This is a genomic window from Micromonospora phaseoli, assembly GCF_900109115.1.
Classification (GTDB): domain Bacteria; phylum Actinomycetota; class Actinomycetes; order Mycobacteriales; family Micromonosporaceae; genus Micromonospora; species Micromonospora phaseoli.
Genome location: NZ_FNYV01000008.1, coordinates 36,276 through 50,305 on the forward strand (window position 1 = coordinate 36,276; position 14,030 = coordinate 50,305).

Here is a 14,030-nt window from a genome sequence, read left to right on the forward strand (position 1 = left end):
CCATGACGCCGGGCTCAGGAGGCGTCGGCCAACGACCGGAAGAAGGCCCGCACGTCACCGACGAACAGCTCCGGCACCTCCATGGCGGGAAAGTGCCCGCCCCGGTCGAACTCCGTCCAGCGGGTGACGGTCGGGAAGTCACGGTCGGCGAACCGGCGGATCGGGACGATGCAGTCCTGCGGGAACACCGCCACGCCGAGCGGCACGCTCAACGGCTGCTCCCGGTACCCGGTCAGCATCTCCCCGTTGGGGTCCTCGGTCGCCGCGCGCTGCTCCTCGGTGACCTCGCGGTACATCTGGGCCGACGAGCCGGCGGTGGCGGTCAGCCAGTAGATCATCACATTGGTGAGCAGCAGGTCCCGGTCGATGACCTGGTCGGGCAGGTCGGCGTCGGTCCACTCCTTGAAGCGCTCGACGATCCACGCCAACTGCCCGGCGGGCGAGTCGTTGAGCGCGTACGAGACCGTCTGGGGGCGCGTCGACAGGAGCTTGCGGTAACCGGAGCCGTCGGCGTCGAAGCTGGCCAGGCGACCCAACCGACCCAGGTCCTGCTCGCTGAGGCCGTCCAACTCGGCGGGATCGCCGGACGGGAAGACGGTCAGCATGTTGCTGTGTACGCCGACGACGTGCTCGGGGGCGAGGCGGCCCACCGCGAGGGAGATCGGTGATCCGAAGTCGCCACCCTGGGCGCCGTAGCGCTCGTAGCCGAGGCGACGCATCAGCTCCACCCACGCGGCCGCGACCCGGTTGACCGTCCAGCCGGCGGCGGGCAGCGGACCGGAGAAGCCGAAGCCCGGAATCGACGGCAGCACCAGGTGGAACGCGTCCTTGGCGGAGCCGCCGTAGGCGACCGGGTTGGTCAGCGGACCCACCACGTCGAGGAACTCCGCCACCGAACCGGGCCAGCCGTGCGTCATGATCAGCGGCAGCGCGTCCGGCTCGGGCGAACGGACGTGCGCGAAGTGCACATTGGCCCCGTCGATGGTCGTGGTGAACTGCGGCAGCCCGTTGAGCCGGGACTCGGCCAGCCGCCAGTCGTAGCTGGTCAGCCAGTGGGCGACCAGCTCCTTGAGGTAGGCCAGGGGTACCCCGCGCGACCAGCCCGTCTCGGGCAGATCCGGGGACCAGCGGGTCTGCGCCAACCGACGCCGCAGATCGTCGAGCTCGGACTGTCGGATGTTGATCGTGAATGGCTGCACGTCTCTTCTCCTCAGAATTGCCATCCGGGTGCGGCTCCGCCCGCCCGGTCGCCCCGCGATCTGCCGCGGGCGGGGCCCGTCATCGCACCGGCCATGACGTCGCCCATGACCGTGGCACCGGGCGTCGGGCCGCCGCACCTTCCGGATTGCGGCGAGGGTCAGCCGCACCTGCGGCTTTCGGTGACACCGACGGCGACGACGAACGCACGCACGGAGATGCCCGCCCGCGACGGCAGTTGGAATCGTGAGCGGCACGTCGCCGGCCGAGGCCAGGGCGGCGCCGCACGCCGGTCCGACCAAGGAGAGTGATCACGGGTGACCACCCCGTACCCCCCACCGCCGACCACGCGGAGCCCCTTGTCGAGCAGGACGAGCCACTTCGTCCTGCCGAGACAGTGGGCGTCCATGCGCCGGGCCGAGCAGCTCGAACGGGAGACCGGCACCCAGGTCATCCACCTCGAGAAGGGTGACTTTCAGGGCGAGGAGTTCCGGCCCGCACCGCACATCCTCGACGCGTGCGCCAAGGCGGTGCACGACGGGCACGTGCGTTACGTACCCGGGCCCGGCCTACCCGAGCTGCGGGACGCCATCGCGGCGGAGGCGACGCGTCGCGGCCGACCCACCGCGCGCGAGGAGGTGCTGGTGACGATGGGCGCCAAGCACGCGCTGACGCAGAGCCTGCTCACGCTCGTCGACACCGGCGACGAGGTGATCTTCCCCAACCCGGGCTACCCGCCGGACGAATTCTGGATCACCTACGCCGGCGGGCGGGTGGTGTACGCGCCACTGGTCGAGCCGGACTTCCACTTCGACATCGACCACCTGGCGCGGCTGATGATCGACCGCACCAAGCTCCTGATCATCAACTCTCCGCAGCGGCCCAACGGCATGACGGTCGACCGGCTCGAGGCGATCGGCGAGCTGTGCCGGCGGCACGACGTGATGGTGATCTCCGACGAGATCTTCAGCCACCTGGTGTACCCGCCCGCCCAGCACCACACCATCGCCGCCGTGGACGGCATGGCCGACCGGACGCTGCTGGTCGACACGTTCAGCAAGAGCTACATCATGACCGGGTTCCGGATCGGCTGGTGCGTGGCGAACCGCGACCTGATCACCGCGATGGACATCTTCCAGCAGAACTCCGTGACCAACGTGCCGGCCTTCGTGCAGCTGGCCGCCCTCGCCGCGCTGACCGGCCCACAGGACCACGTTGTGGCCACCCGGGACCGGCTGCGCGCGAAGCGCGACCGGGTGGTCGCCGCGCTGAACGCCCTGCCCGGCGTCACCTGCCCCTCCCCGGACGGCTCGTTCTACGTCTTCCCGGACATCCGTGGCACCGGCCTGACCGCGCAGCAGTTCACCGACCACCTCATCGACCACCACTCGGTGGGAGTGGTGGCCGGCACGGCGTTCGGTGACCGGGGCGAGGGACACGTACGCATCACCTATGCCGCGCCGGACGACGTCCTCGACGAGGGGCTGAGCCGCATCCGCCAGGCCGTCGAGAACCTCGGCTGACCGATGGACATCGGACGGATGTTGGCGTGGGCGGCGGAACGCCACCCGCACCGGCGGGCGGTCGCTGGCCCTGCGCCGATGACCTTCCGCCAGTGGGACGCCCACACCAACCAGGTGGCGCGCGCCTTGGCCGCCCTCGGGGTCAGCCGCGGCGACCGGGTGGTGCTGCACATGGCCAACGGGGCCGGCCTGGCCGGCGGCTATCTGGCGGTGCAGAAGCTCGGCGCGGTCGCGGTCCCGCTGTCCACCCGGTACGGTCTGGCCGACGTCGAGCACTGCCTGCGCGACAGCGCACCCGCGCTGGCCGTCACCGACGCCAGCACGTCCGATGTCTGCGCGCGGGCACGCGAGGGGCTGCCCGACCCGCCGGCGTGGATCGCCGCCGGCGGCCCCGACGACGCGGCGTCCGGCGGTGTCACGCTGGCGTCGCTCGCCGCCGGCCAGTCCGACGGTCCGTTGCGGGTCGCCGTCGCCGGCCACGAACTCAGCGTGCTGCTGTACACCTCCGGCACGACCGGCCAACCCAAGGGGGTGCCCCGGACCCACGCCGTCGAACACACCGCCACCGTGGCACACGTGCTGCAATCGGGGTTCCGCGCCGGGGACGTCACGCTCGGCGTGATGCCGCTGTTCCACACCATGGGCGTACGCACGTTGCTGGCCAGCCTTCTGGTCGGCGGCACCTGGGTGCCCCAGCGCAGGTTCGACGCGGACGAGTCGACGGAACTCGTCAGCCGGGAGGGCATCACCGCGCTGTATCTGGTGCCGACCATCTACTGGTCGCTGCTGCGCACCGGTCGGCTGCCCGAGCTGGCGTCGCTGCGCCGACTCGGGTACGCCGGAGCGCCGATGGCCCCGGACCTCGCCGGCCAGCTCATCGACGCGGTGCGCCCGGACTCCTTCGTGAACCACTACGGCAGCACCGAGATCTTCACCTTCACCGTGGAGCCGGACGTGGCGGCCCGACCCGGCAGTGCCGGACGCGCCGGCCTCTTCTCCCGGGTACGAGTCGTCGTCAACGAGCCCGACGCCGGCCCCGACGACCTCGTGGGTCCGGGTGAACCGGGACAGGTGATCGCGTCGATGGGCTCACCGGAGGCGTTCTCCGGCTACTGGAGACGGCCGGACGCCGACCGGACGGCGATCCGTGGCGGCTGGTACCACACCGGCGACCTCGCCATCCGCGACGAGCACGGCAACCTGTGGTACCAGGGACGGGTCGACGACATGATCCTCTCGGGTGGCGAGAACATCTACCCGGCGGACATCGAGGCGGCCCTGGCAACCGCCCCCGCCGTCGCCGACAACGTCGTGGTCGGGCTGCCCGACGAGCGCTGGGGGCAGTCCGTCACCGCGTTCGTCGTCGTGCGCCCCGGCATCGACCCCGCGCAGGCCGTCCGGGAGGTCCAGCGCTACGTCCGCACCGCCGCCGGGCTGCCGTCACTGAAACGCCCCAAGCGGATCATCGCCGTGGAGCGGATCCCCCGCTCCCCGGTTGGCAAGATCCTTCGTCGGCGGCTCGCCGACGGTGACTACCACGCCCTTGCCGACACCGCCGTCGGCCGCGGCAACCCGGACCCGACGGAGGCGATCCGATGAGAGAAGTGCCGCCCAGCGCGGGACCGCCCCCGGCCGGGCTGTCCGGGCGTACGGTCGTCGTCACCGGCGCCGGAGCGCCGATCGGCGACTCGTACGTGCGGGCCTTCGCGGCCGCCGGCGCCGACGTCGTCGCCGTCGACCTGCTGAGCACCGCCCGGCAGGCGTTGAAGACGGCCCGCACGGCGACCCGGACCGGACCCGGCCGCGCGGTCTTCGCGCCCGCCGACGTCACCTCGCCATCGGACTGGCAGCTCGTCGTGGAGCGGACCATCGCAGAGTTCGGCCGCCTCGACGTGCTGGTCAACAACGCGGCCGTCTACCGGTCGCTCGCCCGGAAACGCCCGCTGGGCGAGCTGTGCGTCGAGGAGTGGGACGCCGTGTTCGCGGTCAACGTCCAGGGCACCTGGCTGGGCATCAGGGCGGTCACTCCACCGATGGTGGACTGCGGCGGCGGGAGCATTGTCAACATCTCCTCGGTGGTGGGGCGGACCGGCGCGGTCGGCTTCGCTCACTACGTCGCCTCCAAGGCGGCGGTGGAGGGGCTCACCCGGGCCGCCGCGCGGGAACTCGGCGCACACAACATCCGGGTCAACGCGGTCGCTCCAGGGCTGGTGGACAACGACGCCAGCCGGACGTTGAACACCGAGGAGTACCTCACGGCGGCAGCCCGGGCCCGCGCCCTGCCCCGGCCGATGCACGCCCACGACCTGATCGGACCGCTGCTCTGGCTGGCCTCACCGGCGTCGGCGTTCGTCACCGGGCAGACCGTCATCGTCGACGGCGGGCAGGTGTTCGCGTGAGTGCGGCAGCCGTCCGGCCGGCCAACGCGGCGGCTGACCACGGCAGCGAGCGCGCCGGGGCGGCGGCATGAACCACCCGGCGCCACTGCTGTCGGACAGCCACGTCCGGCCGATCGACCCGACGACCCTCACCCCGCTGCCCCCGGTCGAGGTCACCACGCCGGCCCAGCTCGACGAGGCAGCGCATCGGGCCGATGCGGCGCTACGGGGCGGCTGGCCGGTCGACGGCCGCCGCCGGGCCGCCGTCCTGCACGGCTGGGCCGAGGCGCTGGCCGCACATTCGAACGAGTTGGTCGACGCGCTCGTGACCGAGACCGGCAAGCCGCTGGCCGAGGCGGCACAGGAGGTCCGGGCCGCGGTGGACGCACTCACCTACAACGCCGGCCTGGCCCGGCACCTCGGAGGCGTCGCCGGCACCCTGCCCGACGGCACGGTGGCGCACATCGTCCGGCAGCCGGTCGGCGTCACCACCTTCGTCGTCCCGTGGAACTGGCCGATGCTGCTGCTGATCCGGGACCTCGCACCCGCGCTGGCAGCCGGAGTGACGGCGCTGGTCAAACCCGCCCCGCAGGCCAGCATGGTCACCGCTCGGCTACTGGCCCTCGGTCGCGCGGCCGGGCTGCCCGACGACGTCGCCCACCTGGTCGTGGGTGGACCCGAGGTGGGCCGCGCCGCCGTCGCACATCCGCTGGTGCGGGCGGTCGCGTTCACCGGGTCGACCGGGGTCGGCGCGGAGATCATGCGGACGGCCGGCAACGGCATGAAACGCACCCTGCTCGAACTGGGCGGCAAGGGGACAATCGTCGTCTGCGCCGACGCCGACGTGGACGCCGCGGTCCTCGCGGCGGTACGGGCAGCGGTGGTGACCAGCGGCCAGATGTGTCTGGCCTGCACCCGCGTGCTGGTGGCCCGGTCGGCCTACCGGGACGTGCTCGACCGGCTCACCGAAGGGCTCGACCGGATCCGGGTCGGCCACCCCGGTGATCCCGACACGCAGATGGGGCCACTGGTGTCGCCGGCCGCCGGGGAGCGGTTGACCCGTACGCTGACCGCCGCCGCCGCCCGGCACCGCGTGCACGGCGGCCACCGCGTCCACCCGGTCGGCCTGGCCGGGTACTTCGTGCGACCCGCCGTGGTGACGGAGGTCGGTCCGGACGCACCGGTCGTCCAGCAGGAGCTGTTCGCCCCGGTGGTGACCGTGGAGCCGTTCGACGACGAGGGCGACGCGGTGCGGCTGGCCAACGCGACACCGTACGGCCTGGCGGCAGGCGTGTGGACGCGCGACATCGGCCGGGCGTGGCGCCTCGCCCACGCGATCGAGGCAGGCACGGTCTGGATCAACGGCTACCACCATTCCTATCCGGAGACACCCAGCGGAGGCGTCAAGTCCTCCGGTGTCGGCCGTTCCCGGGGGGTCGCCGGGGTCGAGCAGTTCACCGAGCTGAAGCACATCCACTTCGCCGTCCCAGCACCAGGAGAGCGGACGTGAACCTGCCCGCCGTACCGGCCGGTCGACCCGCGGCGTGGCCGGTCGAGCAGAACCTGCGTTCCTGGCTGTCTCATCTGATCGGCCGGGGCCGGCTCGGCCAGGTGCGATCCCAGGTGGAACCCGACCAGGAGGTGTCGACGGTCCTCGAGCGTCTCGACGGGCAGCGGGCGGTCCTGTTCCGCGACATCGCCGGGGCAGAGTTCCCGCTCGCCGGGAACCTCGTCCGCGACCGCGCCGACCTCGCCGAGGCGATGGGCTGCCTGCCCCACGAGACCGCCCACCGCTATCTGGCCGCGCTCGACCGGCCCCGGCCCTGGACGCCGGTGCCCGACGCCGGCGCGCCGGTGCTCGCCCGACGCCTGGACGGCGAGGAGCTGCTGTCTCGGCTCCCTCTGACGGTGCAGCACGAGCACGACGCCGGCCGCTACCTGACCTCGGCGCTGCTCGTGGTCCGGGATCCGCAGACCGGCGCGACGAACCTCTCGATCAACCGGATGCTGGCCGTCGGCGAACGGAGCCTGCGTACGCTCGTGCTGCCCGGACGGCTGCGCCGGATCCTGGCCGCGACGGAGCGGCGCGGGCTCGACCTCGACGTGGCCATCGTGCTGGGCGTCGATCCGCTGCTCGGCCTGGCCAGCCAGGCGCCGGCGGCTGACCGGACCCTGGACGACCTTGAGGTGGCCAGCGCGTTGCGGACCGGCCCGCTGCCGGTGGTCCGCTGCCCGGTCAACGGCCTGCCGGTGCCCGCCGACGCGGAGTTCGTCCTCGCGGGGCGTTTCCGGGCGGACGTCCGGGAGCCGGAGGGGCCGTTCGGCGAGTTCCCCCGCACGTACGGACCGAGCGCGCCGGCACCCGTGATCGAGCTGGTCACCGGCTGGCACCGCGACGGCGCGGTGTGCCAGACGATCCTGTCGGGCGGACGCGAGCACTTCCTGCTCGGCGGTATCCCACGGGAGGCCGCGCTGCTGCGGACGCTGCGCTGGGCGCACCCGCAGGTGACGGCCGTACGACTGCCGGAGGCCGGCTCGTGCCGCCTGCACGCCGTCGTCGCCGTACGCGGGGAGACCGCCGGATCGTCGATGAACGTACTGCTCTCCACGCTCGGCGCGGCGGGCACGGTCAAGCACGCGATCGTCGTCGACGACGACGTGGACATCCACGACGACGAGCAGGTCGGCTGGGCGGTGGCCACCAGGGTCCAGGCGGACCGGGACGTACTCGTGCTGCCCCGGGCCGCCGGCAGCGGGCTCGACCCGTCCGCGGCCGGCGGGATGACCGCGAAGCTGGGCATCGACGCCACCGTCGCGGGCGACGTACGCCATCGGCACGCCCGGATGCGCACCCGGCCGACCAGACCCGAGTGGATCGAACGGTTCCTGGCGGAGGCCGCCTCCTCGTGACCACCCGCCCGCCGGCCGGGTCACGGCGGCGTGACCCCGCTGTCGGTGGCCGGGTGCCCCCGGCCATCCCGCCTGAGAACGGAAGGTCAGCAGCTGTGGCAAGCGACGAACTCAGCCGGATCATGGCGGCGCTGGCCGACCCGACCCGGCGGGCGATCCTCTCCCGGCTGGCCCGTGGCGAGGCCAGCGTGACCGAACTCGCCGCCCCGTTCGCGATGACGATGCCCGCGGTGAGCCGCCACCTGCGGGTCCTGGAACGCGCCGGGCTCGTCCGCCGGCGACAGGACGCCCAGCGGCGGCCCTGCCGGCTGGACACCGCACCCCTGTGGACGGCGGTGACCTGGCTGCGGGAGTTGGTCACCGAATCCGGCGACGGTGCCGGCGGCCCCGGCGACGGCCCGGCCCGGCCGGCCGAGGCGACACCCGACGTCGCTTTGTAGACCTTCTCTGTCTCCTCGTCCAGCGGTGCGGGTCGGGTGCGGACGGCACCCGCGCCCTGGCGACACCTGCCATCGAAAGGGCAGTCGGCCGGAGGCTCGCGGTCGCATTCCCCGGCTTTTCGGCGCGCTTTTCCGCCGCCCGTCCCCCGCCCTGCCGTCCCGGCCGTGACCAGCGGGTCTCCCCGCCGGCAAGGGCAGTCAGGGAGATGCCCGGCGACCACACCGGCTGACACGATCCCACACAGAGCAAGCCTGGATGTCGAGCCGATCCCGCCCAGGCACCGAAACGATTTTCGTGACGTCACCGAAATCGTTCATCACGCAAGGGAGACGACCGTTCATGAACAGATTCGTCGGAGAACGCGCGGTCGTGCTGGGTGGCAGCATAACCGCACTGTTCGCCACCAGCGCGCTGTCCGAGAGCTACCGCGAGGTCATCATCGTCGACCGCGACGAGCTGCTCGGGGTACGTGAGGCGCGCCGTGGGGCGCCGCAGGCGCGCCACATCAACGGGCTGCTCGCCCGAGGCGCCCGCGCCATGGAGGAGCTCTTTCCCGAGATCACCGCACAGATGATCAGCGCCGGGTGCCCGCAGACCGACCTGTCTGGCACGGTGCGCTGGTACTTCAACGGCAAGCCGCTCAAGCAGGTGCGGGCCGGCCTGACCAACGTGGGCGCCCGTCGACCGATCATGGAGGCGCACGTCCGGGAGCGGGTGCAGGCGCTCGGCAACGTCACCTTCATGGAGCGGTACGACATCACCGGGCTGGCCACGTCGCCGGACCGGTCCCGGGTGACCGGGGCACGGGTGCAGCGGCGAGACGGTGGCGCGGAGGAGACGCTGGAGGCGGACCTGATCGTCGACGCCACCGGCCGCGGTTCCCGTACGCCGCTCTGGTTGGAGGCGATGGGCTACCCGCGCGTCGAGGAGGAGGGCACCAAGATCGGGCTCGGCTACGTGACCCGGCACTACCGGTTGCGTACCGATCCGTTCGGCACCGACCACTCGATCATCGCGGTGGCGAACCCCGGGCTGCCGCGCGGCGCCATCTTCACCAAGACCGACAGCGGCCTGGTCGAGTTGACCGCCTACGGTCTGCTCGGTGACCATCCGCCCACCGATCCCGACGGCTTCAACGCCTTCGTCAGGACGCTGGCCGCCAAGGAGATCCACGAGGCGATCGTCGAGGCCGAGCCGCTCAACGACCCGGTGCTGTTCCGGTTCCCGACCACGCTGCGGCGCCGCTACGACCGGATGGCGCGGTTCCCCGAGCGGCTGATCGTGCTCGGCGACGCCGTCTGCACCCCGAACCCGGTCTTCGCCCAGGCGCAGAGCCTCGCCGCGCTGCAGGCCCTGGCGCTGCGCGACACGCTACGACGCGGCCAGGCGCCGGACTCGCTCGAGTTCATGCGGGAGGTCGGGCGAATCATCGACCCGGCCTGGGACATGACCGAGGGCATCAACCTCAGCTTCCCCGGCGTCGAGGGTCAGCGGACCCCGATGCTCAAGCTGATCCAGGCCTACATGTACCGCGTCCAGGTGGCGGCCACCCGGGACGCCACGGTGACCGAGCAGTTCATGCGCTCGGCCGGCCTGGTCGACCCGATCGAGGCGCTGATGCGGCCGAGCATGGTGCTGCGCGTACTACGCAACTCGCGTACCGCGGCCTGAGCAACGCCGGCCGAGCGACCACCGCGACGGCCCGCGACGTTCGCCGGGCCGTCGAGAACCGCCCGGCGAACGTCGCCCCTGCCCCCACATACCGACCGTCGGCGGTACCGGCGGACGTTCCCACCCGGAGGTGCACTCCATGACGATCACCCAACCCGGAGCACGGCCGGAGAGCCCTCCGGGAATCGGCGGTACCCGCCTGCCGTCGCTCACGGGACTTCGGGCCCTCGCCGGCCTGTCGGTGTTCATCACCCACGGGCTCGCCCTGGGCCTGTTCACCGACCCCCAGGTGATGCTCGACTACATTCAGTACGGTGCCAACGCCGGGATGTTCGGTCTCGCCTTCTTCTTCGTCCTCACCGGTTTCGTGGTGACCTGGACGGCGTCGTCGACCGACAACGCCCGGTCGTTCTGGCGTCGTCGCTTCTTCAAGCTCTTCCCCAACCACGTGGTGGTGTACGCCATCCTGCTGGCCCTGCTGATCCCGACCGGTACGCCCGTCAAGGCGGTCGAGGCGCTGGCCGGGCTGTTCCTGATCAGCTCCTGGTTCCCGACCGAGTCGTTCCTGTTCGGCAATCTCAACGGTCCCATGTGGTCGGCCAACATCGACGTGCTCGCGTACGCGGCGTTCCCGCTGCTCTACGTCCTGGTCAAGAAGATCTCGCCGAGCCGGCTGTGGGCCTGGGCGATCGGCGTGACCGCCCTGGCGGCGCTCGTCCCGGTGATCGCCGACGCCTTCCTGCCGGACCACCCGCCGTCGATGGTCGCCCCCGAGGTCTCCTGGCCCCAGCACTGGTTCGGTTTCTACTTCCCGTTGACCCGGGCCCTGGAGTTCGTGGTCGGCATCATCATGGCGCGCATCGTGCTCACCGGCCGGTGGATCGGCCTGCGCGCCCTGCCCGCCGCACTGCTCACCCTCGGCGCGTACCTGGTCACGCTCGAGGTGCCGATCTTCTACGGGTACACCTTCGTCCCGCTCATCCCGATGGCGCTGCTGATCCCCGCCTTCGCGATGGCCGACGTGCACGGGCGGCGGACGCTGATGAACAGCAGTCTGATGGTGTGGCTGGGTGATCGGATGTACGCCTTCTTCGTCATCCACATCACCGTGATGTTCATGGTCCACGCGGCGTTCAGCGGCGAGAACGGTGTGTCCGGCATGTACAGCCGCGTGACGTTCGACCTGGGCACCGGCATCGCGGTGCTGATCGCGACGTACCTGCTCTGCCTGGTCCTGGCGTCGATCCTCTACGCGCTGGTCGAGCAGCCGGCGATGCGCCGCTGGTCGCGGCCCCGCCGGGGCGGCGACCGACCGGATCGTCCGGCGCAGCCGCTGTCCGGGGCCACCGGTGGCGGCCGGTCGAGCTGACCGCCAGCCGGACCACGGCCGCGCCCGGTGACCGGGCGCGGCCGTTCGCCGAGCGGGGTCGACCGGCTTACCCGGGTATCTCGACGCGGCCGTGGTCGCCGCAGACGACCCGGCAGCCGGTACGCGGATCGCCACGCTCGATCGTCGCGGCCCGCCCGACGACCGAGTCGACCAGCCGGCGCACCCCCGATATCCGGGCCTCGTCCATGACCACCGAGCCGGACAGCTCGCTGTCGCGGATGACGCAGCCCCGGCCGACCGAGGTGTAGGGCCCCAGGTGACTGCCGTCGATGACCGATCCGGCACCGACGATCGCCGGACCGTCGACGCGGCTGCGGATCACCCGGGCACCGGGCTCCACGCGTACCCGGGGGCCGAGGACGCTGAACGGGTCGACAACTCCGCCTCGCTCGGGCTCGACCGTGGCCAGCAGGTGCCGGTTGCCGGCGAGCACGTCACCGCTGTCGGCGATGTCCCGCCAGTAGCCGGCGTACTCGCTGGCGCGGACGATGACCCCCTGGTCCACCAGCCACTGCACGGCGTCGGTCAGCTCCAGCTCGCCGCGCGGCCCGGGACGGATCGCCTCGACCGCCTGGTGCACGACCGGCGTGAGGAAGCAGGCTCCGACGAGGGCGAGGTCGCTGCGCGGGTGTCGGGGCTTCTCCACCAGGCGGACCACCCGGCCGGCGAGGTCCAGCTCCACCACGCCGTACGGCCGCGGGTCGGCGACCTTCTGCACGAGCAGGTGGGCGCCGGCCCGTCGACGGCGGAACTTCACCGCCGGTTCGCCGAGCCCGTCAGGCAGCAGGTTGTCGCCGAGGTGGAGGAGGAAGTCCGCGTCGCCGAGGTACTGCCGGGCGACCCGCACCGCGTGGGCGAGCCCGCGCGGCGCGTCCTGCGGCAGATACGTGATCGTGACGCCGTACCCGGAGCCATCGCCGAGCGCCTGTCTGATCTGCTCCGCCCCGGCACCGACGACCATGCCGACCTCGGTGATCCCGATGTCACGGACGCCACGCAGCACGTGGGCGAGCAACGGCTGGTTGGCCAGCGGGACCAGCTGCTTGGGCAGCGAGTGGCTGAGCGGTCGGAGGCGGGTGCCCGATCCTCCGGACAACACCAGGGCCTTCACGAGTTCTCCCATCGGTTCGGGCGACGCCCGTGGCGGGCCGTGGCGGACCGGCGGACCGGGTGCCGTCGCGGCCTCCCCGGGACGTCGGCCGTCGAACCGGCCGCGTCGGCCGGCCCGGCGGCCGGTCAGGGCAGTAGCAGGATCTTGCCGGTCGTGCGACGCGACGCCAGCGCCTCGTGGGCCGCCGGGGCGGCCGAGAGCGGGAACGTGGCGTGCGTACGGATCCGCAGCCGGCCGGCCAGCACCTCGTCGAAGACGGCGGCGGCGCGCCGGCGGGTCTGGTCGGGGGTGCGGTCGTAGTGACTCAACGACGCCTTGGTCAGAAACAGCGAGCCGAGCGAGTTCAGCAGCGCCGGGTCCACCGGGTCGACCGCCCCGCTGACCTGGCCGTAGAGGACCATGGCGCCGCCGGGTCGCAGGCTGGCCAGGCCGTCGCTGAAGGTGTCGCGGCCGACCGCGTCGTACACCACGTCCGCACCCCGGCCGCCGGTGATTTCCCGTACCCGGGCGGCGAACGAGGTGGTGCGGTAGTTGACGACGTGGTGCGCGCCGGCGGCCGACGCGGCGGTTACCTTGTCGTCCCGGGAGACCGTTCCGATCACGGTCGCACCCCGCCGGGCGGCCAGCTGGCAGAGCAGACCCCCGACCCCACCTGCGGCCGAGTGCACCACGCAGACGACACCGCCGCCCAACGGGTACACCTCCGTGGCGAGCAGGTGTGCGGTCATGCCGTGGATGAGGACTGCGGCCGCCGCCGCCAGGCTCAGCCCGTCGGGCACCGGCACCAGGCGGGCCGCCGGCACCAGACAGTGCGTGGCGTACCCCCCGGGTTGTCCCATCCAACCGACCCGGTCCCCCGGGACGAGACCGGTCACGTCGGCACCGACCCGCAGCACCGTGCCGCTGCCCTCGATGCCCGGGGTGAACGGCAGGGCCACCTGGTACGTGCCGCTGCGCTGGTAGAGGTCGACGACGTTGACGCCGGCCGCCGCGACCCGGACGAGTACCTCACCGGCCGCGACCGGGGGCAGACGCGCCTCGCGGAGGGTGAGGACGTCGGGCGGCCCGTACGCGTCCATCACCACCCGCCATGCCGCGTCGTCGGACTCCGCCGGTGGTCGTTCGCCGGCCCCCATCAGCCGCCGGCCATCGGCGAGAGGATGGTGACGACCGCGTCGGGGCCGACGGTCGCGGCGGTCCGCAGGTGGCGCGGGATCAGGTCGTCGTCGATGCAGATGTTGACGTATCGCAACGGCGCTCCGTCGGCGTCGAGCAGCCGCCGGCCGAACTCCGGATGGCGGGCGACGAAGTCCCGGACGACCTCGTCCAACGGCCCTGGCGAGCCCTCGAAGTCGGTCCTGCCCTGGGGCGTCCAGACGGTGGGCACCACAATCCTGACCATGTCTCTC

The 14,030-nt window shown here is 72.3% G+C and carries 12 protein-coding genes; 8 read left to right on the top strand and 4 right to left on the bottom strand.

Annotated elements, in window-relative coordinates; translation table 11 throughout:
* Nucleotides 1-14 precede the first annotated feature (14 nt).
* Nucleotides 15-1,199: an epoxide hydrolase family protein gene (locus tag BMY89_RS20180; RefSeq protein WP_092381591.1), complete on the bottom strand. Its 1,185-nt coding sequence runs from the start codon at nt 1,197-1,199 to the stop codon at nt 15-17.
* 405 nt (nt 1,200-1,604) lie between these two features.
* Here BMY89_RS20180 and BMY89_RS20185 point away from each other — a divergent pair, with 405 nt between their 5' ends.
* The 8 genes from BMY89_RS20185 to BMY89_RS20220 all read left to right on the top strand — a co-directional run bounded on the left by BMY89_RS20185 (nt 1,605) and on the right by BMY89_RS20220 (nt 11,489).
* Nucleotides 1,605-2,720, top strand: a complete 1,116-nt coding sequence (locus BMY89_RS20185; protein WP_092381592.1) for a pyridoxal phosphate-dependent aminotransferase — start codon at nt 1,605-1,607, stop codon at nt 2,718-2,720.
* Nucleotides 2,721-2,723: 3 nt separating this feature from the next.
* Nucleotides 2,724-4,319, top strand: a complete 1,596-nt coding sequence (locus BMY89_RS20190) for a class I adenylate-forming enzyme family protein (protein ID WP_092381593.1) — start codon at nt 2,724-2,726, stop codon at nt 4,317-4,319.
* Complete coding sequence (locus BMY89_RS20195) at nt 4,316-5,119, top strand: SDR family NAD(P)-dependent oxidoreductase (protein ID WP_092381594.1); 804 nt, start codon at nt 4,316-4,318, stop codon at nt 5,117-5,119. Before BMY89_RS20190 ends, BMY89_RS20195 begins: the two co-directional genes overlap by 4 nt.
* Before the next feature lie 67 nt (nt 5,120-5,186).
* Complete coding sequence (locus tag BMY89_RS20200; protein WP_092381595.1) at nt 5,187-6,608, top strand: aldehyde dehydrogenase family protein; 1,422 nt, start codon at nt 5,187-5,189, stop codon at nt 6,606-6,608.
* Complete coding sequence (locus BMY89_RS20205) at nt 6,605-8,008, top strand: UbiD family decarboxylase (protein ID WP_092381596.1); 1,404 nt, start codon at nt 6,605-6,607, stop codon at nt 8,006-8,008. Before BMY89_RS20200 ends, BMY89_RS20205 begins: the two co-directional genes overlap by 4 nt.
* Before the next feature lie 95 nt (nt 8,009-8,103).
* The gene (locus BMY89_RS20210) at nt 8,104-8,448 is read left to right on the top strand and encodes an ArsR/SmtB family transcription factor (protein ID WP_372433269.1); all 345 of its coding nucleotides are present in this window, start codon (nt 8,104-8,106) and stop codon (nt 8,446-8,448) included.
* 340 nt (nt 8,449-8,788) lie between these two features.
* Nucleotides 8,789-10,120: an FAD-dependent oxidoreductase gene (locus BMY89_RS20215; RefSeq protein WP_092381597.1), complete on the top strand. Its 1,332-nt coding sequence runs from the start codon at nt 8,789-8,791 to the stop codon at nt 10,118-10,120.
* Between the two features lie 139 nt (nt 10,121-10,259).
* Nucleotides 10,260-11,489 (top strand): acyltransferase family protein, encoded by a 1,230-nt coding sequence (locus tag BMY89_RS20220; protein WP_111313858.1) that lies wholly within the window; start codon nt 10,260-10,262, stop codon nt 11,487-11,489.
* 67 nt (nt 11,490-11,556) lie between these two features.
* Here the strand turns inward: BMY89_RS20220 and BMY89_RS20225 are convergent, their stop codons facing one another.
* From BMY89_RS20225 to BMY89_RS20235, 3 genes are all read right to left on the bottom strand, one after another.
* Nucleotides 11,557-12,621, bottom strand: a complete 1,065-nt coding sequence (locus tag BMY89_RS20225; RefSeq protein WP_092381599.1) for a glucose-1-phosphate thymidylyltransferase — start codon at nt 12,619-12,621, stop codon at nt 11,557-11,559.
* Between the two features lie 125 nt (nt 12,622-12,746).
* Nucleotides 12,747-13,757, bottom strand: a complete 1,011-nt coding sequence (locus BMY89_RS20230; protein WP_092381600.1) for a quinone oxidoreductase family protein — start codon at nt 13,755-13,757, stop codon at nt 12,747-12,749.
* A complete protein-coding gene (locus tag BMY89_RS20235) occupies nt 13,757-14,023 on the bottom strand; it encodes a ubiquitin family protein (RefSeq protein WP_092381601.1) in 267 nt (88 codons plus the stop codon). Before BMY89_RS20235 ends, BMY89_RS20230 begins: the two co-directional genes overlap by 1 nt.
* Between the last annotated feature and the right edge of the window lie 7 nt (nt 14,024-14,030).

Coding starts and splice junctions, on each gene's coding strand:
- BMY89_RS20215 (WP_092381597.1), top strand. CDS start 8,789: ATGAACAGATTCGTCGGAGAACGCGCGGTCGTGCTGGGTGGCAGCATA.
- BMY89_RS20195 (WP_092381594.1), top strand. CDS start 4,316: ATGAGAGAAGTGCCGCCCAGCGCGGGACCGCCCCCGGCCGGGCTGTCC.
- BMY89_RS20190 (WP_092381593.1), top strand. CDS start 2,724: ATGGACATCGGACGGATGTTGGCGTGGGCGGCGGAACGCCACCCGCAC.
- BMY89_RS20185 (WP_092381592.1), top strand. CDS start 1,605: ATGCGCCGGGCCGAGCAGCTCGAACGGGAGACCGGCACCCAGGTCATC.
- BMY89_RS20235 (WP_092381601.1), bottom strand. CDS start 14,023: ATGGTCAGGATTGTGGTGCCCACCGTCTGGACGCCCCAGGGCAGGACC.
- BMY89_RS20200 (WP_092381595.1), top strand. CDS start 5,187: ATGAACCACCCGGCGCCACTGCTGTCGGACAGCCACGTCCGGCCGATC.
- BMY89_RS20230 (WP_092381600.1), bottom strand. CDS start 13,757: ATGGGGGCCGGCGAACGACCACCGGCGGAGTCCGACGACGCGGCATGG.
- BMY89_RS20220 (WP_111313858.1), top strand. CDS start 10,260: ATGACGATCACCCAACCCGGAGCACGGCCGGAGAGCCCTCCGGGAATC.